Genomic DNA, 26,069 nt, shown 5'->3' with positions numbered 1-26,069 from the left:
GGGACTTCGAGGCGGCGAACGCCGGTTTTATCAGGAGCCGGGCGCCGCCCGCCCTGCGGCTCACTTCGTCGCGAAGCGGTCCGCAATCTCCTGCGCCTCCTTCACGAGTTCGGGATAGAAAGCCTCCTTGCTCAGCCGCTCGCCGTAACAAGCGCGATAGTCGCGGTCACCCTGCTCCAGCGCCTTGTTCGAGCCATCGAGAAGCTTTTCGTCTTTCGATCCGCCCGCCTCGTATTTCTTTCCCAGCGCCTCGGATTTCTTCTCGGCCTCCTTCCATGCCGCCTCGCATGCCGGGATGAGCTTGAACTTCCCGGCCTTCTCCATGGCGATATAGACCTTCCCGTCCTTGCGCAGGGCGACGACGATCTGCTGGTTCGGATTGGCGCCGATATCCTGCGCCCAGCCGCCGAGCAGGGCGACGGCGTAGCTCGCTCCCTGCGGCCTGGCGATCGGAAGAATCGCCGTCCTGGCGAAGGCCGCGTCCGCGCTGGTGCTTTCCGCGTAGAAATCGTCGATGGCAAAGGCCTCGTCGATCGTGGGCGGCGTCTTGCGCGTCTTCGTCCACCATTCCGACGGCTGAGCGATCCAATGCCTGGCGAGGCCCTCCGTGGTGACATAGACTTCCGGCGAGTCGTCGCCCTTGCCGAAACGGAGCGCGTCGAAGCCGCCGCCTCCGACCTCGTTTTCCGAAAGAGTCTCGTAAGCAAGCTTGCCCTTCGCCGGATAGGGCCTGACGTCGAGGTCGCCGACGATCGCGCGCAGCCGCTTCTGGAGATCGGCGAGCGCCCGGCTGTCGATCTTGCTCGTGTCAGCGTCCGGCTTCTTTTCCTGAATCTTCTTGATCTTCGCGGCCGCCGCGTCGCGCGCCGCGATCAAATCCTCCTCCGGCGCGCCGGCCATGGCGGCGAAGCTGAGGAAAAGAACGGGCAAGGCAAGCAGAGCTGGTCTCATCGAATCTCCCCAAATCCGTTGTCGCGCCGGACCTTGCGTCCAATGATAGGCAAGCCGCGGCTCAACGGCCAGCATCCGGTTGCGGGGCGAGTTCGCGGCCGCGCGCGGGTGGCGCCGTTGCGACGAAATTGCTACAAGCTGGCGGCGCGCCGAACTGTGCTCGGCCGCAACTTGAACAAAGGCCACTCCCCGATGCGCAGCGCCAGGATCGAGCGCGACACCAAGGAAACCGCGATCGCCGTCGCCGTCGATCTCGACGGCGCTGGCAAATCCGACATTTCGACGGGAATCGGCTTTTTCGACCATATGCTCGATCAGATCGCCCGCCACGCGCCGCTCGATCTGACGGTGCTGGCCAAGGGCGACCTGCACATTGACGGCCACCACACGGTGGAGGATGTCGGCCTCGCGCTCGGACAGGCCGTCGACAAGGCGCTTGGCGACCGCAAGGGCATCGCCCGCTATGGCGACGCCCATGTGCCGCTGGACGAGGCGCTGACCCGCGTCGTGATCGACGTGTCGGGCCGCCCCTATCTCGTCTATGACGTGACCTTTCCCGCCGAGCGCATCGGCGAATTCGACACGGAGCTGATGCGCGAATTCTTCCAGGCATTCGCCATGCAGGCGCGCATCGGGCTGCATATAGACAGCCTCAAGGGCGTGAACAGCCATCATATCGCCGAAAGCGCCTTCAAGGGTTTCGCCCGCGCCTTCGGCAAGGCGGTCGCAATCGACCCGCGCCGCGTCCAGGGCGAGGCGCCCTCCACCAAGGGCACGCTGACCGCCTGATCCGGCGGCCGGCCGAGAGTCCAGACGAGGAGGGAAAAGCCCATGGCCGTCTTCACAGTTCACCTGCCGCCCGCCGGCGTCTCCGAGCCGGAGAAGATTCGATTTCTGCGCGAGGGCTTTTCCTTTCCCGCTTTCGCCTTCGGCCCTTTCTGGCTGTTGTGGAAGCGCGCCTGGCTCGCGGCTGTCGGCTGGACGCTGCTGCTCGTCGTCATCGGCGTGGGGGGCTATGTCTTCAAGATGAACAAGGACGCCATGTCCTTTCTGGGCATGGCCAGCGCCCTCATCCTCGGCTTCGAGGGCGACCGGCTTCTCGCATGGTCCTTGCAGAGGCGAGGCTATGCCGAGGGCGACGTGGTGATCGCCGACAATGAGGACGAAGCGGAGGAGGTCTATTTCGGCCGCTTGCGCGCCGCCTCCCTGAAAACGCTTCCCGCGGAGAGCGGCGCTTGACGACAGTCATCATCGATTACGGCTCCGGCAATCTGCATTCCGCGCAGAAGGCCTTTGAACGCGCCGCGCGCGAAGCGGAGCTGGACGGCGCGATCAGCGTGACGAACGAGCCCGACGCGGTTCGCAACGCCGACCGCGTGGTGCTGCCGGGCGTCGGCGCCTTCGCCGATTGCCGCGGCGGTCTGCTTGCTTTGCCGGGCCTCTACGACGCGCTTCAGGAGGTCGCGATCAAGCGCGGCCGGCCGTTCCTCGGCATCTGCGTCGGCATGCAGCTCATGGCCGCGCGCGGACTCGAACATGGCGAGACGGCGGGCCTCGGCTGGATCCGCGGCGACGTCGTGGCGATCGAGCCCAAGGACCCTTCGCTCAAAATTCCGCATATGGGCTGGAACACGCTGACGCTTGCGCGCGAACATCCCGTCTTCGCCGGCGTTCCGACGGGCGAGAAGGGCCTGCACGCCTATTTCGTGCACTCCTACCATCTGGCGGCGGCCGAGCCCGCCAATGTGCTCGCGACGACCGATTACGGCGCGCCGCTCACCGCGTCCGTCGCGCGCGACAATCTCGTCGGCGTGCAGTTCCATCCCGAAAAGAGCCAGAGGCTCGGCCTCGCGCTCATCGCCAATTTCCTGAGGTGGCGTCCGTGATTCTCTTTCCCGCGATCGATCTGAAGGAAGGCCAGTGCGTCCGCCTCGCCCAGGGCGACATGGACCGCGCCACCGTCTTCAACGACGATCCCGCCAAACAGGCGCGCGCCTTCGAGGCGCAAGGCTTCGAATATCTGCATGTCGTCGATCTCGACGGCGCCTTCGCCGGCGCGCCGCGCAATGCTGAGGCCGTCGAATCCATTCTCGCCGCGCTGACGATTCCGGTGCAGCTCGGGGGCGGCATTCGCGACATGCGCACGCTCGCCGGCTGGCTCGACAAAGGCGTGACGCGCGCCATCATCGGCACGGCGGCGGTGAAAGACCCCTCCTTCGTGCGCGAAGCCGCGCGCATCTATCCCGGCCGCGTCGCTGTGGGCATCGACGCGAAGGAAGGCATGGTCGCCGTCGACGGCTGGGCGCGCACGACGCGCATGTCCGCGCTCGATCTCGGCAAGAGCTTCGAGGATGCGGGCGTCGCGGCGATCATCTACACCGACATTTCGCGCGACGGCGTTCTCACGGGGCTCAATATCGAGCAGACGCTGGCGCTCGCCAATGCGCTGACGATTCCCGTCATCGCCTCCGGCGGCCTCGCCTCGCTCGCCGACATTGAGCGCCTCGTGCAGCCCGACTGCGCCAAGCTCGCCGGCGCGATCACCGGCCGCGCATTGTATGACGGGCGGCTCGATCCGGCCGAGGCGCTGGCGCTGATCAGGAAGGCGCGGGCGCAATGACGCTTCCTGCGCGCCGCTCGCGGGCAAATCCCTCCCCTTTACGGGGAGGGTGGTCCCGCCTTGCGGGACCGGGTGGGATCCGGCCCTCATCATTGCTATTGCCGCACGAACCCCACCCGTCGGCCTTCGGCCGCCGACCTCCCCGTAAAGGGGAGGTATGGGCGCGCACGAAGCGGATCGCCATTCGCACGGACGAGATCGCCTGATGCTCAAAGCCCGCGTCATTCCCTGCCTCGACGTGAAGGAGGGCCGCGTCGTCAAGGGCGTCAATTTCGTCGATCTGCGCGACGCCGGCGATCCGGTCGAATGCGCCATCGCCTATGACGCCGCCGGCGCCGACGAACTGTGCTTTCTCGACATCACCGCGAGCCATGAAAATCGCGGCATTCTGCTCGACGTCGTGCAGCGCACGGCGGAAGCCTGCTTCATGCCGCTCACCGTCGGCGGCGGCGTGCGCACATTGGACGACATCCGCAATCTGCTGCTCGCCGGCGCCGACAAGGCCTCGATCAACACGGCCGCCGTGTCGAACCGGCAATTCGTTCGCGACGCGTCGGAGAAATTCGGTTCGCAATGCATCGTCGTCGCCATCGACGCGAAACGGACCGGGCCGGACAAATGGGAAATCTTCACCCATGGCGGCCGCCGCTCGACCGGCGTCGACGCCGTCGATTACGCCCGGGAGGTGACGGCGCTCGGGGCGGGAGAAATCCTGCTCACCTCCATGGATCGCGACGGCGCGAAGATCGGCTTCGACATCGCGCTGACGCGCGCGGTGGCGGACGCCGTGACGGTTCCGGTCATCGCTTCGGGCGGCGTCGGCAATCTCGACCATCTCGTCGCGGGCATTCGGGAGGGACACGCGACCGCCGTGCTTGCCGCGTCCATCTTTCACTTCGGCGAATATTCGATCCCGCAGGCGAAGCGCCACATGGCCGCCGCAGGGCTGCCGATGCGGCTCGACGGGCTGGAGGCGGCGGGATGATGGCTTCCAATTTGCAGCGGCCCCCCTCCCTGGCCCTCCCCCTTTCAGGGGGAGGGAACGAACACGTCGATCCGCGCTCCCTCCCCCTGAAAGGGGGAGGGTTCGGGTGGGGGTCGCCACGCGCTCGGCATGGAGTCCGCCGATGACCTTCACCCTCGACGATCTCGCCGCGCTCATCAAATCGCGCCGCGGCGACAGCGCTTCCAGTTCTTACACGAAGCAGCTTTTCGACGCGGGCGTGCCGCGCATTTCGAAGAAATTCGGAGAAGAAGCCTTCGAAGCCGTCATCGCCGCGATGGAGGGCGACGACAAGGCGCTGACCAGCGAAGCCGCCGACGTGCTCTATCATCTTCTCGTGCTGCTCGAAGCGCGCAATGTCGCGCTTGCCGACGTCGTCGCCGAACTCGGCCGGCGGACGTCGCAATCCGGACTTGCCGAGAAGGCGGCGCGCGGAGCGCCGAAATGAACGACGCCGCCGCGCAGGAGAACGGCCTGATCTCGCCCTATCGCCGTTTCACGCGCGCCGAATGGGCGTCGCTTCGCGCCGACACGCCGCTGACCTTGACGCTCGACGATCTGACCCGGCTGAAATCAGTCGGCGATCCGATCTCGCTTGAGGAAGTCATCGAAATCTATCTGCCGCTCTCGCGCCTGCTCGCGCTCTACGTCGCGGCGACGCAAGGCCTCTTCAAGGCGACGCAGCGCTTTCTCGGCGCGGAAGACGGCAAGGTGCCTTACATTATCGGCGTCGCGGGCTCCGTCGCGGTGGGCAAATCCACGACGGCGCGCATCCTCAAGGCGATGCTGTCGCGCTGGCCCAATACGCCGAAAGTCGAGCTCATCACGACCGACGGTTTCCTTCTCCCCAACGCCGCGCTCGAACGCGAAGGCCTGATGGAGAAGAAGGGTTTTCCCGAAAGCTACGACAACAAGTCGCTGCTGCGCTTCCTCTCCGCCGTCAAAGCGGGTCAGCGCCATGTCTGCGCGCCGGTCTATTCGCATCTCGTCTATGACGTCGTGCCGAACGAGACGACCTGCGTCGACGGCCCCGACATTCTCATCGTCGAAGGCGTGAACGTTCTCGCCGCGCGCCCCTCGCGCCAGCCGAAAGAGATCCCCTTCGTCTCCGACTTTTTCGACTTCTCCGTCTATCTCGACGCGAGCGAGGAGCAGTTGGAGCGGTGGTATGTCGAGCGTTTCCTTCGTCTGCGAGAGACCGCCTTCAAGGACCCGCGCTCCTATTTTCGCAAATACGCCGATCTTTCGGATGAGGAAACGGTGCGCGTCGCGAAAAACATCTGGACGCGCATCAATCTCGAAAATCTACGCAGCAACATTGCGCCGACGCGGCCGAGGGCGAGCCTGATTCTGACCAAGGGCGCGGATCACAAGATCGAGGAAGTGGCGCTGCGGAAATTATGAACCTCTCCCCGCATGCGGGGAGAGGTCGAGCGAAGCGAGGGTGAGGGGCAGGGCGTCCGCTGCTCGAACGATTGGGCGATTCGCGGTCGCTTTGCCCCTCACCCCTGCCCTCTCCCCGCATGCGGGGAGAGGGGGCATAAAACTGCGCTGCGGAAATTATAGGCGCGCCCGCGCCGCCGGATCGAAGGCTGAGCGCATGACCGAAACCCTGCAGACGCTGGTTTTTCTCCTTACCGTCGTGGCGGTCGTCGTGTTCGCCGCCGCTCGGCTCAATTTCGCGCCGCCCGTTCTGCTTGTCGCGGCGGGCGTCGTTCTCGCTCTGCTACCCGGCGTTCCGCCGCTGCAGCTCGAACCGGAAATCGTGCTGCTCTTCGTGCTGCCGCCGGTGATCTACGTCTCGGCCATCGCCATGAGCTGGCGAGAATTCCAGTTCAATCTGCGGCCGATCCTGCTGCTCGCGATCGGATGCGTCGTCTTCACCACCATCTCGGTCGCCGCCGCGATGCATTTTCTTCTCGGCTGGCCCTGGGCCGCCGGCTTCGTGCTCGGCGCCGTCGTCTCGCCGCCCGACGCCGTGGCGCCGCTCGCCATTGCGCGGCGCATGCAATTGCCGCGGCGCATTCTCGTCATTCTGGAAGGCGAGGGTCTCGCCAATGATGCAACCGCGCTCGTCCTTTATCGCTTCGCGGTCGCGGCGGTAAGCGTGGGCGCCTTTTCCCTGGCGCAGGCGAGCGAAACATTCGTGGCGATCGTCGTCGGCGAATTGTGCTGGGGCGTCGGCGTCGGCTGGATGATGCTGCGGCTGCGACGCTTCATGGACGATCCGCGGATCGAAATGGTGCTCTCGCTCGTCACGCCTTTCCTCGCTTATTGGCCGCCGGAACATCTCGGCGGCTCCGGCGTCATCGCGACGGTCGCGACCGGCCTCTACATCAGCTGGAACGGCCCGCGCCTCATCAGCGCGGAGACGCGCATTCAGGGCGTGTTCTTCTGGGAGTTCGTGACCTATCTCATCGAGGGGCTCGTCTTCATTTTCACGGGCCTGCAGGCGCAGGCGCTCGCCGCAACTTTGCGCAACGGCGTGTTGACGCAGTTCTGGGCGTCGGCGGCGCTTGTCGTCGCGGTCGTGATCGTCGCGCGCTTCGTCTGGATCTATCCCATGACCTATCTGCCGCGCTGGCTCAGCGCGTCGCTCGCGAAACGCGATCCCTCGCCGCCCTGGACCTATCCTTTCGTCATCGCCTTCACCGGCGTGCGCGGCATCGTCTCGCTCGCCGCGGCGCTCGCCATCCCCATGACGACGGCGAGCGGCGCGGCCTTTCCCTATCGCGAACAGATTTTCTTTCTCGCCTTCGTGGTGGTGATGGCGACATTCGTCTTTCAGGGCGCAATGCTGCCTTGGGTCATCCGCAAACTGGGCCTCGCGCGCCTCGGCAGGGAAGAACGCCGCGCCGATCGCGCCGAAGAATTCTACGCGCGCCAGAACGCGATCGAAGCGTCTTCGGCGCGGCTCGACGCGCTCGCGCAGGAGCGCGACATTCCGCGGGAGGCGCTGCTCTCGCTGCGCAGCCAGCTCGACTATTTCGCGACGCGCATCCGCATGAAATGCGACGCCGACGAGGACCGCCGCGCGCTGATCGAGCTGCATGACGACCTCGATCTGACGCTGATCGAGGTCGAGCGCGATTTCGTCAACGGCCTGTTGCGAAGCGGCGAACTCAAGGACGAAGCGAGACGCCGCATCGAGCGCGAGCTGGATCTGCGCGAGGCGGACGTCTTGAACAGAAGAAATGAGAGGATGGGATAGGGCGCGCCCTGCAAAGGGATGCGGAGGGGGCTGCGCCCCCTCCGACTTACGCGTTCCCGACCGTGCGCAGCAGCGGCCGCGCCGGTCCATGCGTCGGCTTGCCGTCGATCGTCAGCGCGGCGCCCTCGGCGGAGATCTCCACCGTCGCGCCGTCGACGATCTCGCCCGCGAGCAGCCTCTCGGCCAGCGTGTCCTGCAACTCTTTCTGCAACACGCGCTTCAGGGGACGCGCGCCGTAAGCCGGATCGTAGCCCTTGGCGGCGAGCCAGTCGCGCGCTTTGCTGTCCAGATGCAGCGTGATCTTGCGATCCTCCAGCAGCTTCTGGAGCCGCTTCGCCTGAATGTCGACGATCGCGCCCATATCCTCTCTCGCCAAGCGGTGGAACAGGATGATCTCGTCGACGCGGTTCAGGAACTCCGGCCGGAAGTGCGACCGCACCACCGACATCACTTCATCATGTACGGCCGACGAATCCTCACCTTCCTTCTGCATCACCAGGAATTCGGCGCCGAGATTCGACGTCATGATGATGAGCGTGTTCTTGAAGTCGACCGTGCGGCCCTGACCGTCCGTCAAGCGCCCGTCGTCGAGCACCTGCAGCAGCACGTTGAACACGTCCGGATGCGCCTTCTCGATCTCGTCGAACAGCACGACCTGATACGGGCGTCGACGCACCGCTTCCGTAAGCGCGCCGCCTTCCTCATAGCCGACATAGCCGGGCGGCGCGCCGATGAGGCGGGCGACCGAGTGCTTCTCCATATATTCGGACATGTCGAGACGCACCATCGCCGTCTCGTCGTCGAACAGGAAGTTCGCAAGCGCCTTGGTGAGCTCCGTCTTGCCGACGCCGGTGGGGCCCAAGAAAATAAAGCTGCCGATCGGCCGGTTCGGGTCCTGCAAGCCGGCGCGGGCGCGGCGCACGGCGGTCGAGACCGCCTCCACCGCCTCGCGCTGCCCGACGACGCGCTTGGCCAGCTCCTCCTCCATATGAAGAAGCTTCTCGCGCTCGCCTTCCAGCATTTTGTCGACCGGCACGCCGGTCCAGCGCGACACCACTTGCGCAATGTCGTTCGCCGTCACGGCCTCCTCGATCAGCGCGCCCTTGCCCTCCGCCGCCTCGGTTTCGGAGAGCTTCTTTTCAAGGTCCGGAATGACGCCATAGGTCAATTCGCCCGCGCGCTGATATTCGCCGCGGCGCTGCGCCTGGGCGAGTTCGTTGCGCGCATGCTCCAGCTGCTCCTTGAGCTTCTGGGCGCTGCCGAGCTTGTCCTTCTCCGCCTTCCAGCGCGCGGTGAGCGCGGAGGATTTCTCCTCCAGCTCCGCCAGTTCGCCCTCCAGCTTAGCAAGACGGTCCTTCGACGCCGCGTCCGTCTCCTTCTTCAGCGCCTCCTGCTCGATCTTGAGCTGGATGATGCGGCGATCGAGTTCGTCCAGCTCCTCGGGCTTGGAGTCGATCTGCATGCGCAGGCGCGACGAGGCCTCGTCCACAAGGTCGATCGCCTTGTCGGGCAGGAAGCGGTCGGAGATGTAGCGGTTCGACAGGGTCGCCGCCGAGACGATGGCGCTGTCGGTGATGCGCACGCCGTGGTGCATCTCATATTTTTCTTTCAGGCCGCGCAGGATCGAGATCGTGTCCTCGACCGTCGGCTCGTCGACGAAAACAGGCTGGAAGCGGCGGGCGAGCGCCGCGTCCTTCTCCACATGCTTGCGATATTCGTCGAGCGTCGTCGCGCCGACGCAATGCAGCTCGCCGCGCGCCAGCGCAGGCTTAAGCAAGTTGGACGCGTCCATCGCGCCATCCGCCTTGCCGGCGCCGACCAGCGTGTGCATCTCGTCGATGAAGAGGATGATCTTGCCCTCGGCGGCGGTGATCTCGTTGAGCACGGCCTTGAGGCGCTCCTCGAACTCGCCGCGATATTTCGCGCCGGCGATGAGCGCGCCCATGTCGAGCGCCAGCAGCTTCTTGTCCTCGAGCGATTCCGGAACGTCGCCATTGACGATGCGTAAAGCGAGGCCTTCGACGATCGCCGTCTTGCCGACGCCGGGTTCGCCGATCAGCACGGGATTGTTCTTGGTGCGGCGCGACAGCACCTGCACGGTGCGGCGAATCTCTTCGTCGCGGCCGATCACCGGATCGAGCTTGCCCTCGCGCGCCGCTTCGGTCAGGTCGCGGGCGTATTTCTTCAGCGCGTCATACTGGTTTTCGGCCGAGGCCGTGTCGGCGGTGCGGCCCTTGCGCAGATCCTCGATGGCGGCGTTCAGCGTCTGCGGCGTCACGCCCGCGTCGCGCAGGATCTTGGCGGCCTCCGCATCCTTCTCCATCGCAAGCGCCAGCAGCAGGCGCTCGACGGTGACGTAACTATCGCCCGCCTTCTGCGCGATCTGCTCGGCATTGGCGAAAAGCCGCGCCGTCGCGGGCGCGAGATAAAGCTGCCCCGCCCCGGCGCCGCCGACCTTGGGGAGCTTGGCGAGCGCCGCTTCGACTTTAGCCAACGCCTCGCGCGAGCGCCCGCCCGCGCGGTCGATGAGGCCGGCGGACAGTCCCTGCTCGTCGTCGAGGAGGACCTTCAGAATATGCTCGGGCGTGAACTGCTGATGCCCTTCGCGCGTGGCGAGGCTCTGCGCGCTCTGCACGAATCCGCGCGCGCGTTCGGTATATTTCTCGAAATTCATATCTTCCCCTCTCGACCTGCACGGCGGCCCTCGTCACGAGCGGCGCGCCCAGCGTCATGGAATCCGGCCCCTTTCGGCGGCCCTTCATGAGCGATATGGGGAGGCCGACCGGGAGTTGAAGAGGTTCCCGCGCTGAAGCGAGGCGGTCGAGGCTGCGGCGAAGAGGCGCGGCGATCGTCGACAACGCTGCGACATGCGCCCAATCCCTCCTCCTCGCGGGGAGGATTGCGCCGCGAAGCGGCGTCTGGCGGGGAGCAAGGCCCAATATCGCGATTGCGCCGCCTCCACTCCCTGGACGATGAGCCGCGCGTCATAACCGCCCTTGCTCAAGCCGCGCCAAGCCCCTACATCCGCCACATAATTGCGCGGAAAGGCAAAATGGACAGCGATCGCGAAAAGTCGCCCCTCATGCATGCGACGACAATCATATTGGTGAAGAAGCAGGGCGAGACGGTCATCGCCGGCGACGGCCAGGTGAGCCTCGGCCAGACGATCATGAAAGGCAACGCCAAGAAGGTGCGCCGGCTCGGCAAGGGCGACGTCATTGCGGGCTTCGCCGGCGCGACGGCCGACGCTTTCACGCTGTTCGAGCGGCTCGAAACCAAGCTCGAGCAATATCCGGGGCAGCTCACCCGCGCCTGCGTCGAACTCGCCAAGGACTGGCGCATGGACCGCTATCTGCGCCGGCTGGAGGCCATGATGCTGGTGGCCGACCGGCAGGTGGGGCTCGTGCTGACGGGCTCGGGCGACGTGCTGGAGCCGGAAACGACCGAGGGCGGCGCCGTGGCGGCCATCGGCTCGGGCGGCAATTACGCGCTGGCCGCCGGCCGCGCGCTGATCGACACGGAGGCCGACGCCGAGACCATCGCGCGCCGCGCCATGAACATCGCCGCCGACATCTGCGTCTATACGAACCACAATATCGTGGTGGAGAAAATCTAAATGGCCGATTTCTCGCCGCGTGAGATCGTTTCCGAACTCGATCGCTTCATCGTCGGGCAGCAGGACGCCAAGCGCGCCGTCGCCATCGCTTTGCGCAATCGCTGGCGCCGTCTGCAGCTCGAAGGGCAGATGCGCGAAGAGGTGATGCCCAAGAACATCCTCATGATCGGCCCGACGGGATGCGGCAAGACCGAGATCGCGCGCCGCCTCGCCAAGCTCGCCAACGCGCCTTTCCTGAAGGTGGAGGCGACGAAATTCACGGAGGTCGGCTATGTCGGCCGCGACGTGGAGCAGATCGTTCGCGACCTTATCGAGGTCGCGCTCGTCATGGTGAAGGAGCGCCGTCGCAAGGATGTGCAGGCGCGCGCCGAAAAGGCCGCCGAAGAACGCGTGCTCGACGCGCTCGTCGGCCCCGGCGCGTCTCCCGCGACGCGCGAAACCTTCCGCAAGCGTCTGCGAGACGGCGAGCTCGGCGACAAGGAAATCGAAGTCGAATTGCAGCAGTCGAGCAGCAATATGCCCATGTTCGAATTGCCGAACATGCCGGGCGCGAGCGTCTCCGCCTTCTCGCTCGGCGATATATTCGGCAAGATGCAGCGCGGCAAGCCGCGCCGGCTCACCGTGAACGAAGCGCATGGGCCGCTCGTCGCCGAGGAGAGCGACAAGCTGATCGACCAGGAAGCGAGCGTTCGCGAGGCGATCCACGAGGTCGAGAATAACGGCATCGTGTTCATCGACGAGATGGACAAGATCTGCGCGCGCGAAGGCCGCGGCGGCGCCGACGTCTCGCGCGAGGGCGTGCAGCGCGATCTGCTGCCGCTGATCGAAGGCACGACGGTCACGACGAAGCATGGCTCCGTGAAGACCGATCATGTGCTGTTCATCGCCTCGGGCGCCTTTCATGTGGCGAAGCCCTCGGACCTCCTGCCCGAGCTTCAGGGCCGCCTGCCGATCCGCGTGGAGCTCGCTTCGCTGAACGAAGAGGATTTCCGCCGCATCCTCACCGAGACGGAAGCCTGCCTCTCCAAACAATATGTGGCGCTGTTGGGCACGGAAGGCGTGACGCTGGAATTCGCGCCGTCCGCCATCGACGCCATCGCGAAAGTGGCGGTGGCGGTGAACACCTCGGTCGAAAATATCGGCGCACGCCGCCTGCAGACGGTGATGGAGCGCGTGCTGGACGAGATCAGCTTCACGGCCTCCGACCGCGCTGGAGAGACGGTCGTGATCGACGGGGCCTTTGTCGAGAAGCATATCGGCGATCTGGCGAAGAACCGGGATTTGAGCCGGTTTATTCTTTAATGTCCTTGAGCCGCGCGAGGAGAGTCATGGGCCTTGAAGGGCTTTCAACGAAACCGCGATGCATATAGAAGCGCTTGGCCTCGACTGAGAGCGCATGGACGAGCAGCCCGGCAATGCCGCCGAATTCGGCGGCGGCGCGGGTTCGGATGATCGCGTCGCGCAGGAGTAGCGAACCGAGCATGCGACCCTGTTCCGATCGGTCGACGGCGAGGCGCCCAAGTATGAAAACCGGGATTGGATCGGGCATGTTGCGACTGAGGCGGCTGGGCGCCTCATGCGAGGCGATCGCGCCAGCAGCCAGCGCATAATAGCCGACGACGCGCTCGTCGCGAGATATGACGAAAGTGCGCGAGGCGCCGGTGAGCTGGTTCGGCATGGCGCGACGGCGTAGCCAGTCGTTCAATACCGCGACGCCGCAGTCAAAAGATTCGGCGATATGTCGATCGGTGAGAGCCGCCGGCGTCGAAAGCGGCGTCAACTCTCCCACGGGGCCTTCAGATTCATGAGTTTCTGAATATGGGCGTTGGGTTTCGCCGGCGCATCGAATATTGCGCGAAACTGTTCGAAAGTCTTGCCGTCCACAACGATCAGATTGGCGTCGAGCACGGTATCCTGCGCCGCGCGGCGCGCCGCTTCCACCATGAATTCCGTACGGGACTTGCCGGCGATCCTGGCGGCCTGATCGATGATGTTCCTGTCCTCCGCAGCCATTCTGACGTTGACGAGGCCACGACCGGAGAGTTCGTTTCGTTTTGTCGCCTGAGCCATTATGTTCCTCGGCACTTGTAAAGACATTGTATAGCAGCGGCGGCCCCCGTCAATCACTTGCGCCGAAGGCCGGGCATTGTCATAACCGCCGCCAAAGTCCTCAACCCGCGACGGCGCATCCCATGTCCAATTTTCCGCAGCGCGTCTTTTCCGGCGTGCAGTCCACCGGCAATCTGCATCTCGGCAATTATCTCGGCGCCATCGTCAAATTCGTCGAATTGCAGAAGAGCTTCGATTGCCTCTATTGCGTCGTCGACCTGCACGCCATCACCGTGCCGCAGGACCCGATCGAGCTGCGCAACAACACCCGCGAGATCGCCGCGGCGTTTCTGGCCTGCGGCATCGATCACAAGAAGAACATCGTCTTCAATCAAAGCCAGGTGCCCGAGCACGCCGAGCTCGCCTGGGTCTTGAATTGCGTCGCCCGCATCGGCTGGCTCAACCGCATGACGCAGTTCAAGGACAAGGCCGGCAAGGACCGCGAGAACGCTTCCGTCGGCCTTCTCGACTATCCCGTGCTGATGGCCGCCGATATTCTCATCTATCGTGCGACTCATGTGCCGGTCGGCGACGATCAGAAGCAGCATCTGGAGCTCGCGCGCGACATCGCGCAAAAGTTCAACAATGATTTCAGCGCCTCGATCGAGCGAAATGGTTTCGGCGAGGCTTTCTTCCCTCTGCCCGAGCCGCTGATCTCCGGCCCGGCGACGCGCGTGATGAGCCTGCGCGACGGCACGAAGAAAATGTCGAAATCGGACGCCTCCGATTATTCGCGCATCAATCTTTCCGACGACGCCGACGCCATCGCGACGAAGGTGAAAAAGGCCAAAACCGATCCCGAACCCCTGCCCTCCGACGAAAAGGGGCTGGAGGGGCGCCCTGAGGCGGATAATCTCATCGGCATTTTCGCCGCTCTCTCTGGGCGCGCGAAAGCCGATGTGCTGGGCGAATTCGGCGGCGCGAATTTTTCGACCTTCAAGAACGCGCTCGTGGATCTCTCCGTCGCGAAGCTTTCTCCGATCACCGCCGAAATGCGCCGCATCAAGGCCGAGGAAGGCTATATTGACGGGGTGCTGCGCGACGGCTCCGAACGCGCCCGCGCCATCGCCCGCGAGAATATGAACGCTGTGAAGGATATTGTCGGGTTTTTGAGATAGACGCCGTCATTGCGAGCATTTTCTCGAAGTCGGGCATACCCGACTTCGCGCTTACGCTCCTCGCAATGACGACGGCGTCAATAATTGCGGCTTCGGTCCGCCTGTCGCCCAGTCCAGAAGCTCCACCGTATGCACGACCGGAATCGCGGTTCCCGCCCTGATCTGCACCATGCAGCCGAGGTTGCCGGCGGCGACGACGTCGGGTGAAACGCTCTCTATATTGGCGACCTTGCGCGCGCGCAGCTCGTCGGCCATCTCGGATTGAAGAAGGTTGTAGGTTCCCGCCGAGCCGCAACAGATATGGCCCTCGGGAACGGCCAGCGCCTCGAAGCCGGCCCGCTCCAGCGCGGCGATGGGTTGCCGCGTGATTTTCTGCCCGTGCTGGAGCGAGCAGGCCGAGTGATACGCCACCTTCAGTCGCGGCGCTTCGCCTGCCTGCAGCTCGAGCCCCTCCACGACTTCGCTCACGTCGCGCGCCAGGTCGGATATCCGCGCCGCCTTTTCGGCGAACGCAGCGTCGCCGCGGAACATGAAGCCGTAATCCTTCACGCTCGTCCCGCAGCCGGACGCGTTGACGACAATGCCGTCGAGCCCGCTTGTCTCGATCTCGCGCGTCCAGGCGTCGATGTTTCTGCGCGCGAAGGCGTGCGACTGGTCGACCTTGCCGAGATGATGCGGCAGCGCGCCGCAGCAGCCGGCTCCTTGCGCCACGACGACCTCGACGCCGTGTCGGGTCAGCAGCCGCACCGTCGCTTCATTGATATGCGTGTCGAGCGCCGTCTGCGCGCAACCGTTCAACAACGCCACGCGCATTTTGCGCGCCCCCTTCGCCGGAAAGACCTGCGGCCGGTCGACATCGGAAGGCGGCGGCGCTGTCTTGGGCGCAAGCGTCAGGAGCGCATGCAGGCGTGTCGGCAGAAACGGCGCGACGGGCGCGACATATTTCGCCGCCCGCAACGCGCGACGGAAAATAGCCGGCCGCGGCAGAACGAAAGCGAGGGCGGCGCGCAACATCCTGTCGGCGACTGGACGCCGAAAACTCTTCTCGATATGGGCGCGCGCATGATCGACGAGATGCATGTAATGCACGCTCGAGGGGCAAGTGGTCATGCAGGAAAGGCAGGAGAGACAGCGGTCGATATGATGAGCCGTGCGCGCGTCGGCCGGACGTTCGTTTTCCAGCATCTCCTTGATGAGATAGATTCTGCCACGGGGGCTGTCGAGTTCATCGCCCGTTATGAGATATGTCGGGCAGGTCGCGGTGCAGAAGCCGCAATGCACACAGGCGCGCAGGATTTTCTCCGCTTGCGCGATATCCGGGTCCGCCAGGGCCGCTAGCGAGAAATGTGTCTGCATCAGAAATCCTCGCGCATGCGGCCGCGTTCTAGGACGTGCGCAGGGTCGAAGCTCTCCTTGACGCGCCTCGTCAGCGCGGCGAGCGGCGCGGGCTGCGGATGAAATACATCCACGCGCCTTCGTATGTCCTCCGAGGCGCGAATGAGCGCGGCGTGGCCGCCGAGCGCATTGACCGCGGCGCGGACCGCCGCCGCATGAGCGTCGGGCGCGTCGTCAAGGCCGAGCCAGACGAGTCCGCCCGCCCAGTCGTAGAAATGCGCCAGGATCGGCGCGCCGGCGCGGCGCAACGCCTCCACCGCCTCGAAGCCGTCTGTCGGCGCGACGGAAAGGCGCCAGATCGGACCCGGGCGACACGCGACCGGCGCGGCGTCGCGAACCGCTCTCCATAAAGCGCGCGATTGCGCTTCCGGCAGAGTCTCGAAACGTTCGCCATTCGTCACGAGGCTCGCCGCCAGCGCGTCGCGCCGCGTCACGACCGAAATCTCCGGGCCTTCGATCCGCAGCAGCGCCGTATGCCCGGCGAGCCCGAGCGGCGGCGCGCCCGCCGGCAGCATGGCGAAAGACGAGACCTCGTTCGGCGTGCCGGAGGCGCGCCTCAAAGCGGCGACGCTTTGCGCTTCGTCGAGACCGAGAACCATCAAGGTCTGCTCGGTCTCCGCCTTGGGCAGCGCTTTCAGCGTCACCTCGGTCAAAAGGGCGAGCGTGCCATAGGATCCGCAAACGAGTTTAGAGAGATCATATCCGGTCACGTTTTTCATCACGCGGCCGCCGGACTTCACGATCTCTCCGCGACCCGTGACGCAATGAAAGCCGAGCAGATGATCGCGCGCGGCGCCCGCCTTGATGCGGCGCGGCCCGGAGGCGTTGACCGCGATCGCGCCGCCGATCGTCGCGCCCTTCGCCGTATCGCCATAGAGCGTCGCGTAATCCATCGGTTCGAAGGCGAGTTGCTGGTCATGCGCGTCAAGCAGCTCTTCGATCTCACGCAACGGCGTGCCGGCGCGGGCCGACAACACCAGCTCCTCGGGTTCGTAGAGCGTCACGCCGGCGAGCGCGCGCGTCGAAAGCTCCCGCTCCTGCGGGGCGTGTCGACCGAGGCGCCGCTTTGTGCCGCCGCCGACAAGGGCGAGAGGCGCGTTGCGCGCATTCGCCTCCCGTACCGCCTCGACCGCCTCGCGCGCGTCGCAAATTTCCAGCGTGGCGAGATCGACGCTCATCAGAATCTCGGAAGATCCGGAAAGGCCGTCTTGCCGCCGGAGACGTGCATCATGCCGAATTCGGCGCAGCGATGCAGCGTCGGGAAGACCTTGCCGGGATTGAGCCGGTTCATGGAATCGAAGGCGCATTTCACGCGCAGCTGCTGTTCGAGATCCGCCTCGTTGAACATCTCTCCCATGAGATCGCGCTTTTCGACGCCGACGCCATGTTCGCCCGTCAGAACACCGCCGACGGCGACGCAGAGACGGAGAATGTCGAAGCCGACCCGCTCCGCGCGCTCGACATCCCCAGGCACAGAGGCGTCGTATAAAATGAGCGGATGAAGATTGCCGTCGCCCGCATGGAAGACATTCGCGACCTGAAGCCCCTCGCGCTTGGCGATCTCGTCCATGCCTTCGAGGACCTCGGGGAGTCGCGCCCGCGGGATCGTGCCATCCATGCAGAGATAGTCCGGCTTGATGCAGGAAACGGCGGGGAAAGCGTTCTTTCGTCCCGCCCAGAATTGCAGGCGCTCGGCCTCGCTGTGCGAAATCTTCGTCGACGTCGCGCCTTCCGCCCGCGCAATGTTCTCCACGACGCCGACAAGATGATCGACCTCCGCCTGCGCGCCGTCGAGTTCGACGATGACGATGGCTTCGGCGTCGCGCGGATAGCCGCAGGGCTGAAATCGCTCGACGGCGTGGATGGTCTTCTGGTCCATCATTTCCATGCCGCCGGGAATGATCCCGCGCGCGATCACCGCGCCGACGAAGCGCGCCCCTGCGGCGACGCTTTGAAAGCCGACGAGAAGCCCGCGCGCGACCGCGGGCTTTTGTAGGATGCGCACGGCGACTTCCGTCACGACGCCGAGCAGTCCTTCCGAGCCCGTCATAAGTCCGAGAAGATCGTAAGCCTCGCTGTCGAGATGCTTGCCGCCGAGCCGGATGACCTCGCCGCCCATCAGCACGACTTCGAGGCCGAGAATATTGTTGGTCGTCAACCCATATTTCAGACAATGCACGCCGCCCGCATTCTCGGCGACATTGCCGCCGATGGAGCAGGCGATTTGAGACGACGGGTCCGGCGCGTAATAGAAGCCCCTGCCTTCGACCGCCCTGGAAATGGCGAGATTCTGCACGCCCGGCTGAACGCGGGCGCAGCGATTCTCATAATCAATTTCGAGGACTCGGTTGAATTTCGACATGCCGAGCAAAATGCCGTCTTCGAGCGGCATGGAGCCGCCGGAAAGCGACGTTCCAGCGCCGCGCGGCACGATCTTGACATTCATCTCGGCGGCCAGCGAGAGAATGGCGCTGACCTGCGCCACAGTCTCGGGCAGCGCGACGACGAGAGGCAGCGCGCGATACATCGTGAAAGCGTCGCACTCATAGGCGCGCCGCGCCGTCTCGTCGACGATGAGATTGGGCGCCGGCAGGATGTCGCGAAGCCGGGCGATCAACTCGTCGCGTCGCGAGAGGATTTCCGGCTCCGGCGCGGGCATGATCAGCATCTGTGTCGCGCCTCCTCAGTCCGCCGCGATACGAAGCGCACGGCGTTGCGCGGATCGCTCCGCCGTGGATAGTCCCCTCCGGCCTCGGCATTTCCCTAATCGAGCCGCAGAACGGGCGCAACTTCGCCCGTCCACCGCATTAAATCAAGGAGATCCGATGAAGATGAAATTCGTTCTCACGCTCGTCGACGCGAAGCGCGTCGCGGCCGCCGCCGCTGAGGAAGCGCGCCGCAATGACTGGAGCGTCGTGATCGCCATCGTCGACGACGCCGGACTGCTCGTCTATCTGGAGCGTCTCGACGGGGTGCAGCCGGCCTCCTGCGATATCGCGCAGGCGAAGGCGCGCGCGGCGGCGCTGTTCAAACGGCCGACGAAAGCGCTGGAGGAAACAGTCGCCGGGGGTCGCGTCGCCCTTCTCAGCCTGCCGCACATCACGCCGGTGGAAGGCGGGCTGCCCCTCCTTCACGAAGGCCAGGCAGTCGGCGCGATCGGCGTATCGGGCGTCCAATCCTTCGAAGACGGCATGGTGGCGAAGGCCGGCGCGGACGCGCTCGCCGCGCAGCCTTAACGCTCTATTTACGATGGCCGCGAAAGGCGGGGGATGCGCGACGGACGATCGACGCGCAGGGCTAATGATGCGCTAACTTAGTCTTCGCCGCCGCCGAGAGCCCGCCGGGCGCGTCCCACGGATTCGGGCGGCGCGGACTCTGTTATGGCGAATTCAAGGAGCGTCGCTTCATCCCCCGCCAAATGATCGAGGACCGCGAGATGAAAGTGACGATCGCCAAGAAGCGCACGCACGTCAGAGGCGTCGAGACCCGTCAGCGCGATGAAGCGCGCAAGGCGGTCCTCATCGAGGCTTATGAAAGCGAGCGCCCGAAGCGCGAGCTCGGACGCGGCGGCGGCCTCGTCCGCCCTCCGGCCGCCCGCCTGTGGTTCGGAACTGATTTTCATTAATCTTCCCATGCTATCCAATGGCGAAAGGCTCAACCTTTGATCCTCTTGCGCTTCAAAGCCGCCGCGTCTCTAGAGTTGGCCCCCATGAAAAAGACGGTCCTCATCGTAGAGGATAATGAACTCAATATGAAGCTCTTCAACGACCTGTTGGAGGCGAACGGCCACGCGACGCTTCGCACAAAGAGCGGCGTGGAAGCGATCTCTCTGGCGCGCGAACATCGGCCGGATCTGATCCTGATGGACATTCAGCTCCCGGAAGTCAGCGGCCTGGAAGTGACGCGCTGGCTGAAGGACGACGACGAGTTGAAAGACATTCCCGTCATCGCCATTACCGCATTCGCCATGAAGGGCGATGAAGAAAAAATCCGCCAGGGCGGCTGCGAGGCCTATCTGTCGAAGCCCATCTCGGTCGCGAAATTTCTAGAGACGGTGAATTCTTTCCTCGCGGATAAGCAGTAGGAGACGTCATCAACATGACCGCACGCGTCCTCATCGTTGACGATCTCCTGCCCAACATCAAATTGTTGGAGGCTCGTCTCTCCGCGGAATATTTCGACGTCGTCTCCGTTACGAACGGGCCCGAGGCGCTGGAAGTCTGCCGCGACGGAAAATGCGATATCGTCCTCCTCGACGTCATGATGCCGGGCATGGACGGGTTCGAGGTCTGCACGCGCCTGAAGGCGGACCCCGCCACGATGCACCTTCCCGTCGTGATGGTCACGGCGCTGGACCAGCCGGCCGACCGCGTGCGCGGCCTCGAATGCGGCGCCGACGACTTCCTCACCAAGCCTGTCGACGAGATGGCGCTGATCGCCCGCGTGCGGTCGCTGACGCGCCTCAAGATCATGCTGGACGAGTTGCGCGCCCGCGCGAGCACCTCCGCCAATCTCGGCCTCTCCTCGCGCGAACCGAATGACGGCGAGCGCGGCCGAATCCTCCTCGTCGAAGATCGCCCGAACTCGTCCGACCGCATCGTCGCCGCGCTGCGCGACTATCACAACATAGAGATCGAAGGCCGCCCGCAGGAGGCGCTGTTCCGCGCGGCCGAGAACGATTACGAACTCGTCATCGTCAGCCTCAACCTCGCCGATTTCGACGCGCTGCGACTCTGCAGCCAGCTCCGTTCTCTGGAGCGCACGCGCTCGATCCCGATTCTGCTGCTCGCCGATTCCGAAGACCGCAACCGCGTTTTGCGCGGCCTCGATCTCGGCGTGAACGACTACATCATGCGGCCGATCGACCGTAACGAGCTCGTCGCCCGCGTGCGCACGCAACTGCGCCGCAAGCGCTATACGGACAGCCTGCGCGACAATGTCCAGGCGGCGATCGAACTCGCCGTGGTCGATGCGCTGACGGGGCTGAACAATCGCCGTTTTCTGGAGACGCATCTCGCCAATGCGCTCGATCAGGCGGCGCATAAGGGCCGACCGCTGTCGCTGATGATTCTCGATATCGACCACTTCAAATCGGTCAATGACACGTACGGCCACGACGCCGGCGACGAGGTGCTCAAGACCTTCGCCCAGCGCATCAAGCGCGTGCTGCGCGGCGCCGATCTCGTCTGCCGTCTCGGCGGTGAGGAATTCGTCGTGGTCATGCCCGACACGCCGCTTCCGGTCGCCGAGCGCGTGCGCGCCGCCGTCGAAGGCGAAAAATTTCCCACCGACGTGAAAGCGACCCGTACGATCCCGGTCACCACGTCGATCGGCCTCGCCGAGCGCGGGGCGGACGCCAACGCCGACGCGCTTCTGCGCCGCGCGGACAAAGCGCTCTACGCGTCGAAGTCCTCGGGGCGAAATCGCGTGACGGCGGCGGCGGCGTAAGCCTGTGACCTTTTCGGCACAAAATCGCACGCCGGGCTTGCAGGTAGAGCCCGGCTGAACTATACACCGCCCGTCAGCGCGACGCGCCGGCCGAAACCTCCCCCAAAGAGGTTGGAAAAAATGATGGGGCCATAGCTCAGTTGGGAGAGCGCTTCAATGGCATTGAAGAGGTCGTCGGTTCGATTCCGTCTGGCTCCACCAATTAAATCAATAGGTTAGACGGCGAAAATCGGCATAGACGCAGTGCCAGGCAGGCTCATGTAGCCACCATGTAGCCACGGTGCGTAATTTCACCTCCCCACGCCCGACGCCCGGAATTGCCACCAGTCCGGCGGCCTGCAGCGGTGAGACGGGAAACGTCGCGATCCGGCCATCGGCCTCGCCCAGCGTCGCCAGGAATCGCGCCAGCAATTTGCGCGGTTGACGATCGCCAAAAGGCGTTTTTCCCGCCGGGCTCGTGTTTGTGGCCATCCAGAAACTCCCCGACCAGCCTCGCTGCAATCATGGGCGAATCGCCTATGGTCTATCGGCCGCACGGGGGGCATACCGAAAACGGTTGGGCCGATCTCTGCGCGACAACAGGGGACCATGGCCGGCGCATGAAGCTTATCCGGAACAGCGGTAACGAACGGGTGATCGATCGGTTGCGTGACTGGCTCCGACCGGGCGCGTCAGTCGACATTATGTCACCGACATTTTCTGTTCACGCATTCGCCGAGCTTCGGGACCATATAGATAAAGCCGAGCGGTGTCGGCTGCTTCTTGGAGACGAAGCGGCGCTGGCCAGTTCCTTGTTCGGGGGGCCTGCCGATATTGCTTTTCGCGGACAACTCCAAGGACGCTGGCTGGCCAAGCTCGCGGGCGAATGGATCAAGAAGCGCGCGGAGGTCAGGTGCGCCGCAGCGCCTCCGCCTCAGTCGCTCATTGTCGTTCAGGGCGCCGAAACGCGTCGCGCACTGCTTGGGACTTGTTCATTCACCACCGAAGGATTGGGGATTACGCCAGGTGGCCAACTCGGGCTAGTTCAGGCGTCAGACGTTGACGATGAGGCTGTCGCTTTTGCCGACTGGTTCCGGGCAAACTGGGAGGGGCTGAAAGCAGATTCGGCGGCCAAAGATCGGCTTGTCGTCTTGCTTGAAGAGGCGGGCTCCCAACGTGCGCCATCGCTGCTTTACTTCGAGATACTTTTTGAGCTGTTCAAGGATATGGGGGACGAACTTGATGAGGAGCGCATCATCAAGTCGGCAACCGGTATACGGAATACAATTGTATGGAAGAAGCTGTTCCGATTTCAGCGCGACGGCGTAGTCGGGGCGATCGACAAGCTTGAGCGGATTGGCGGCTGTATCATCGCCGACAGTGTCGGTCTCGGTAAGACGTTCGAGGCGCTGGCTGTCATCAAGTATTATGAGTTGCGCAACGACCGGGTTCTCGTGCTTTGCCCGAAGCGCCTGCGGGACAACTGGACGCTCTACAAGGCAAACGACCGACGCAACGTCCTCGCCGGAGACCGCTTAAACTACGACGTTCTTAACCACACTGATCTATCGCGTGAGGGGGGCTTCTCTGGGGATATCGACCTCTCCCACGTGAACTGGGGCAATTATGATCTCGTCGTTATCGATGAGTCCCATAATTTCCGGAACAAAGCGACGCACAAGGAGCGTGATACCCGCTACGACCATTTGATGAAGCGAGTAATCAAGGCTGGCGTGAAGACGAAGGTGTTGATGCTTTCCGCGACGCCAGTGAACAACCGGCTGGCGGACCTAAAAAACCAGATCGCCTTTATGACCGAGGGCAACGATCTCGCTTTGATCGGCCACGGCATTCCGAGCATCGAGGCGACGATCCGGAAGGCTCAGGCGCAATTCAATCGCTGGCTCGATCTGCCAGAGGCCGAACGCCGCCCCGCGCGTCTGATGGACATGCTGGGCTTCGACTACTTCAAGCTGCTCGACATGCTGACCATCGCGCGCTCGCGTAAGCATGTGCAGCGCTACTACGGCACCGCCGAAACAGGACAATTTCCGGACCGGCTCCGTCCCGTCAATATCAAAGCGGATGTCGATCTAGCTGGCGAGTTCCGCCCGATCCGCGAAATCAACAATGAAATTAGACGGCTGACGCTCGGCGCCTACGCGCCGTTGCGCTACGTGCTTCCGCAAAAGCAAGCAGCCTACGACGAAAAATACAGCACTAAAATCCGGGGCGGACAAAGCTTCTTCCGGCAAGTCGATCGCGAGGAAAGCCTGATCCACCTGCTGCGGGTGAACATACTGAAGCGGATGGAGAGCTCGGTCGCCTCCTTCGCCTTGACCATCAAGCGCCAGCTTGCCGACGTTGAGGCGCTGCTGTCGAAGATCGACGCCCACGACGAGACAGTCGAAGAGACGGCGATCGACGACATAGACGTTGACGATCCTGCCTTTGAGGCTTTGCTGGTCGGACGCAAGGTGAAGGTCCTGCTTCAGGACGTTGACCGCGTGCGCTGGCGTCAAGACCTCCTCGAAGATCGCAATCGCCTAGCGACTCTGTTGTCTGCCGCGCGTTCGGTGACGGCGGATCGTGACGCTAAGCTGGATTCGCTGAGGCAGGTGATCGCCAAGAAGGCTCACTCGCCGATCAATGACGGAAATCGAAAGCTTTTGCTGTTCACCGCCTTCGCCGACACTGCGGACTATCTCTATAGGGAATTAGCTCCCTGGGCAAAGAACTCGCTTGGATTCAACGCCGCCGTGGTCACGGGAACCGGGGCGAATAAGACGACTCTGCCGGGCTTGCGCAGTGACATGAGCGCGATCCTCAGCGCCTTCTCGCCCCGGTCAAAGGAACGACCGGCGGAGCTGGCAGCCGAAGGCGAAATCGATCTCTTGATCGCGACCGACTGTATTTCCGAAGGCCAGAACCTTCAGGACTGCGATTTTCTGATCAACTACGACATCCACTGGAATCCGGTGAGGATCATCCAACGGTTCGGCCGCATCGACCGCATCGGATCGCCGAACGCCCGGATTCAGCTAGTGAATTTCTGGCCGAACATGGAGCTCGACGAATATCTCGATCTCGAATCTCGTGTTAGCGGGCGCATGGTGCTGCTCGATGTGTCGGCGACTGGCGAAGAGAACGTGATCGAGTTCCAGGCCGGCAACCAGATGAACGATCTGGAATATCGCCGCGCCCAGCTCCAGAAGCTGCAAGACGCCGTGATCGATCTCGAAGACCTTTCGAGCGGCGTCTCCATCGCCGACCTGACGCTCAATGATTTCCGGATCGATCTGTCGGGATACCTTCGGGAAAACAAGGAGCGTCTCGAATCCCTGCCGCTCGGCGCCTATGCCGTCACCTCCGCACCGAGAGGCAATGACGCGAACGGCGACGGCGGCATTCCGCCCGGTGCTATTTTCTGCTTGCGCGCGATTGGCGAGGCGGCGCTGAAATCGCCGGAGCCCGGCTATCCGTTGAGCCCTCACTACGTCGTGCATGTCGGCGATGACGGAGAGGTGAAGCTTCCCTATACCCAGGCCAAGCAGGTGCTGGATTGCCTCAAAAAACTCTGCCTAGGTCGCGATCTGCCCGATGCGGAAGCTTGCATTCGATTCGACAAAGCGACCCGCTTCGGCCGCGATATGGAGCCATACCAGAAGCTGCTGGCGCGCGCGGTGGCTTCAGTCGTCGGCAAGAAGGAAGAGCGCGCGGTCGCCAGCCTGTTCTCGCCGGGCGGCACGCACGCCATGAAGGGCGAGTTCGCCGGGATCAATGACTTCGAGGTCGCGGCCTTTCTGGTTGTCCTTCCCGATGCGGAGGGTTCGGCTGCATGACAGCAGAATCCGGCATTCTCGCAATTGTCGATGCGCTCGGACTGCCGCCCGACGCCCGCGTCGATGCGCGTGTGCCGAAGAAGCTTCTGGTTGAACAAGGCGCGCCCACATCGGCCGACAAGCGCGCCATTCAGGACGGGATCGACGAACTGCAATGGCTTGCCGCCTGCAAGCCGACGACGATCGGCGTGCCAAGCTTCGCCGATGAAACGCGGGAATATCTTGAGATTGCGGTTGTAGCTTGCGCCTTCCGACCAGGCGCCAAGGCGGCGCGATTGATCGAGCTGATTCATCGCGCGATCCCCTATCCGGTAGCTCTGATTACGTCGGATGCGGACAGCCTTGCTGTCTCGGTCGCGCACAAACGACATGCCCAGAACGAGGCCGGCAAGGTGGTGATCGAGCGCGTTGTGTCGGCCAGCCTGCGTCAGATGGAGCAACTGCCCCCGGATGAGCAGGCGTTCATGGCGAGCCTGGCCCTTGCGGAGCAGCCCCGCCACGACCTATTCACGCTTTACGAGGGATGGCTGGCCCGAATCGAGGCGCTGAACGCGGCGCGAGTGGCCGGCCCGTTTAGGGTTGCAGACGACGTGGCGTCAATCGAACGCCGTCGGCTCGCGCTTGATGAGCATACGAGGCTGTCGCGCGAAGTTACGCATCTTAAGTCGAAGGCGGCAGGGGCAAAACAGATAAGCCAGCGCGTTGAATTGAATCAAAAAATCAAGACAATCGAAAGCGCGATAGATCGAAACAAAAAAGTATTGCTGGGGGACTGAT

The 26,069-nt window shown here is 63.9% G+C and carries 25 protein-coding genes and 1 tRNA gene; 17 read left to right on the top strand and 9 right to left on the bottom strand.

The genetic code is table 11. The features are described 5' to 3' along the window. Positions 1–60: 60 nt before the first annotated feature. Positions 61–951: a hypothetical protein gene (locus tag MMG94_RS18575; protein ID WP_016920083.1), complete on the bottom strand. Its 891-nt coding sequence runs from the start codon at positions 949–951 to the stop codon at positions 61–63. Between the two features lie 192 nt (positions 952–1,143). On the opposite strand from MMG94_RS18575, the gene hisB reads away from it, so the two are divergent. The 8 genes from hisB to MMG94_RS18535 all read left to right on the top strand — a co-directional run bounded on the left by hisB (position 1,144) and on the right by MMG94_RS18535 (position 7,785). Then, a complete protein-coding gene (gene hisB, locus MMG94_RS18570; protein WP_026016265.1) occupies positions 1,144–1,740 on the top strand; it encodes an imidazoleglycerol-phosphate dehydratase HisB in 597 nt (198 codons plus the stop codon). A 42-nt stretch (positions 1,741–1,782) separates the two neighbouring features. Then, complete coding sequence (locus MMG94_RS18565) at positions 1,783–2,190, top strand: DUF2628 domain-containing protein (RefSeq protein WP_016920085.1); 408 nt, start codon at positions 1,783–1,785, stop codon at positions 2,188–2,190. Then, the gene (gene hisH / locus MMG94_RS18560) at positions 2,187–2,837 is read left to right on the top strand and encodes an imidazole glycerol phosphate synthase subunit HisH (RefSeq protein ID WP_016920086.1); all 651 of its coding nucleotides are present in this window, start codon (positions 2,187–2,189) and stop codon (positions 2,835–2,837) included. Before MMG94_RS18565 ends, hisH begins: the two co-directional genes overlap by 4 nt. After that, positions 2,834–3,571 carry a 1-(5-phosphoribosyl)-5-[(5-phosphoribosylamino)methylideneamino]imidazole-4-carboxamide isomerase gene (gene hisA / locus MMG94_RS18555; protein WP_154419613.1) on the top strand — a complete coding sequence of 246 codons (738 nt, stop codon included), beginning with the start codon at positions 2,834–2,836 and terminating at the stop codon, positions 3,569–3,571. The genes hisH and hisA overlap by 4 nt, the downstream gene beginning before the upstream one ends. A 205-nt stretch (positions 3,572–3,776) precedes the next feature. Further along, positions 3,777–4,556 carry an imidazole glycerol phosphate synthase subunit HisF gene (gene hisF / locus MMG94_RS18550; RefSeq protein ID WP_026016567.1) on the top strand — a complete coding sequence of 260 codons (780 nt, stop codon included), beginning with the start codon at positions 3,777–3,779 and terminating at the stop codon, positions 4,554–4,556. A 142-nt stretch (positions 4,557–4,698) separates the two neighbouring features. Then, positions 4,699–5,022 (top strand): phosphoribosyl-ATP diphosphatase, encoded by a 324-nt coding sequence (locus tag MMG94_RS18545; protein WP_016922192.1) that lies wholly within the window; start codon positions 4,699–4,701, stop codon positions 5,020–5,022. Continuing rightward, positions 5,019–5,978 carry a type I pantothenate kinase gene (gene coaA / locus MMG94_RS18540; RefSeq protein ID WP_016922191.1) on the top strand — a complete coding sequence of 320 codons (960 nt, stop codon included), beginning with the start codon at positions 5,019–5,021 and terminating at the stop codon, positions 5,976–5,978. Before MMG94_RS18545 ends, coaA begins: the two co-directional genes overlap by 4 nt. A 196-nt stretch (positions 5,979–6,174) precedes the next feature. Beyond that, entirely contained in the window at positions 6,175–7,785 is a 1,611-nt protein-coding gene (locus MMG94_RS18535; protein WP_016918885.1) for a Na+/H+ antiporter, read from the top strand. A gap of 46 nt (positions 7,786–7,831) precedes the next feature. On the opposite strand, the gene clpB is transcribed toward MMG94_RS18535, so the two are convergent. After that, on the bottom strand, positions 7,832–10,459 hold the full coding sequence (clpB, locus tag MMG94_RS18530; protein ID WP_016918884.1) for an ATP-dependent chaperone ClpB: 2,628 nt from the start codon (positions 10,457–10,459) through the stop codon (positions 7,832–7,834). A gap of 378 nt (positions 10,460–10,837) precedes the next feature. Between clpB and hslV the strand changes: the two genes are divergently transcribed. Both hslV and hslU read left to right on the top strand, forming a co-directional pair. Continuing rightward, the gene (hslV, locus tag MMG94_RS18525; RefSeq protein ID WP_016918883.1) at positions 10,838–11,401 is read left to right on the top strand and encodes an ATP-dependent protease subunit HslV; all 564 of its coding nucleotides are present in this window, start codon (positions 10,838–10,840) and stop codon (positions 11,399–11,401) included. Continuing rightward, positions 11,402–12,703: an ATP-dependent protease ATPase subunit HslU gene (gene hslU / locus MMG94_RS18520; protein WP_016918882.1), complete on the top strand. Its 1,302-nt coding sequence runs from the start codon at positions 11,402–11,404 to the stop codon at positions 12,701–12,703. Here hslU and MMG94_RS18515 read toward each other — a convergent pair. Both MMG94_RS18515 and MMG94_RS18510 read right to left on the bottom strand, forming a co-directional pair. Continuing rightward, a complete protein-coding gene (locus MMG94_RS18515; RefSeq protein ID WP_020372413.1) occupies positions 12,693–13,181 on the bottom strand; it encodes a GNAT family N-acetyltransferase in 489 nt (162 codons plus the stop codon). The two genes, hslU and MMG94_RS18515, sit on opposite strands and share 11 nt — an antisense overlap. Beyond that, positions 13,178–13,471: a type II toxin-antitoxin system TacA family antitoxin gene (locus tag MMG94_RS18510; RefSeq protein WP_020372412.1), complete on the bottom strand. Its 294-nt coding sequence runs from the start codon at positions 13,469–13,471 to the stop codon at positions 13,178–13,180. The genes MMG94_RS18515 and MMG94_RS18510 overlap by 4 nt, the downstream gene beginning before the upstream one ends. A 122-nt stretch (positions 13,472–13,593) precedes the next feature. Between MMG94_RS18510 and trpS the strand changes: the two genes are divergently transcribed. Further along, a complete protein-coding gene (gene trpS / locus MMG94_RS18505; protein WP_016918879.1) occupies positions 13,594–14,628 on the top strand; it encodes a tryptophan--tRNA ligase in 1,035 nt (344 codons plus the stop codon). 51 nt (positions 14,629–14,679) lie between these two features. Here the strand turns inward: trpS and glcF are convergent, their stop codons facing one another. Genes glcF through MMG94_RS18490 form a run of 3 tightly spaced genes read right to left on the bottom strand, consistent with a single transcriptional unit; the run spans position 14,680 to position 18,691 of the window. Then, complete coding sequence (gene glcF, locus MMG94_RS18500) at positions 14,680–15,984, bottom strand: glycolate oxidase subunit GlcF (RefSeq protein ID WP_016918878.1); 1,305 nt, start codon at positions 15,982–15,984, stop codon at positions 14,680–14,682. Beyond that, complete coding sequence (gene glcE / locus MMG94_RS18495; protein ID WP_016918877.1) at positions 15,984–17,201, bottom strand: glycolate oxidase subunit GlcE; 1,218 nt, start codon at positions 17,199–17,201, stop codon at positions 15,984–15,986. The genes glcF and glcE overlap by 1 nt, the downstream gene beginning before the upstream one ends. Further along, positions 17,201–18,691 carry an FAD-linked oxidase C-terminal domain-containing protein gene (locus MMG94_RS18490; RefSeq protein WP_016918876.1) on the bottom strand — a complete coding sequence of 497 codons (1,491 nt, stop codon included), beginning with the start codon at positions 18,689–18,691 and terminating at the stop codon, positions 17,201–17,203. Before MMG94_RS18490 ends, glcE begins: the two co-directional genes overlap by 1 nt. A gap of 157 nt (positions 18,692–18,848) precedes the next feature. Between MMG94_RS18490 and MMG94_RS18485 the strand changes: the two genes are divergently transcribed. Continuing rightward, positions 18,849–19,259, top strand: coding sequence for a GlcG/HbpS family heme-binding protein (locus tag MMG94_RS18485; RefSeq protein ID WP_016918875.1), 411 nt, complete (start codon positions 18,849–18,851; stop codon positions 19,257–19,259). A 77-nt stretch (positions 19,260–19,336) separates the two neighbouring features. On the opposite strand, the gene MMG94_RS18480 is transcribed toward MMG94_RS18485, so the two are convergent. Then, positions 19,337–19,645, bottom strand: a complete 309-nt coding sequence (locus MMG94_RS18480) for a DUF3572 family protein (RefSeq protein WP_016918874.1) — start codon at positions 19,643–19,645, stop codon at positions 19,337–19,339. A gap of 87 nt (positions 19,646–19,732) precedes the next feature. Between MMG94_RS18480 and MMG94_RS18475 the strand changes: the two genes are divergently transcribed. The 3 genes from MMG94_RS18475 to MMG94_RS18465 all read left to right on the top strand — a co-directional run bounded on the left by MMG94_RS18475 (position 19,733) and on the right by MMG94_RS18465 (position 21,672). Then, a complete protein-coding gene (locus tag MMG94_RS18475; protein ID WP_016918873.1) occupies positions 19,733–20,107 on the top strand; it encodes a response regulator in 375 nt (124 codons plus the stop codon). Between the two features lie 14 nt (positions 20,108–20,121). Then, positions 20,122–21,471, top strand: coding sequence for a PleD family two-component system response regulator (locus tag MMG94_RS18470; RefSeq protein ID WP_016918872.1), 1,350 nt, complete (start codon positions 20,122–20,124; stop codon positions 21,469–21,471). A gap of 125 nt (positions 21,472–21,596) precedes the next feature. After that, positions 21,597–21,672: transfer RNA gene (locus MMG94_RS18465), tRNA-Ala, on the top strand. Positions 21,673–21,678: 6 nt separating this feature from the next. Here MMG94_RS18465 and MMG94_RS18460 read toward each other — a convergent pair. Then, positions 21,679–21,942: a hypothetical protein gene (locus MMG94_RS18460; protein ID WP_154419617.1), complete on the bottom strand. Its 264-nt coding sequence runs from the start codon at positions 21,940–21,942 to the stop codon at positions 21,679–21,681. A 47-nt stretch (positions 21,943–21,989) separates the two neighbouring features. On the opposite strand from MMG94_RS18460, the gene MMG94_RS18455 reads away from it, so the two are divergent. Continuing rightward, entirely contained in the window at positions 21,990–25,292 is a 3,303-nt protein-coding gene (locus MMG94_RS18455; RefSeq protein WP_244415238.1) for a helicase-related protein, read from the top strand. Then, complete coding sequence (locus tag MMG94_RS18450; RefSeq protein WP_016918869.1) at positions 25,289–26,068, top strand: DUF4391 domain-containing protein; 780 nt, start codon at positions 25,289–25,291, stop codon at positions 26,066–26,068. Before MMG94_RS18455 ends, MMG94_RS18450 begins: the two co-directional genes overlap by 4 nt. The last annotated feature ends 1 nt before the right edge of the window (position 26,069 follow it).

This window comes from Methylocystis parvus OBBP (assembly GCF_027571405.1).
GTDB classification, from domain to species: Bacteria; Pseudomonadota; Alphaproteobacteria; order Rhizobiales; family Beijerinckiaceae; genus Methylocystis; species Methylocystis parva.
The sequence above is the reverse complement of the archived record's forward strand: the minus strand, read 5'-3'. Positions and strand labels throughout refer to the sequence as shown.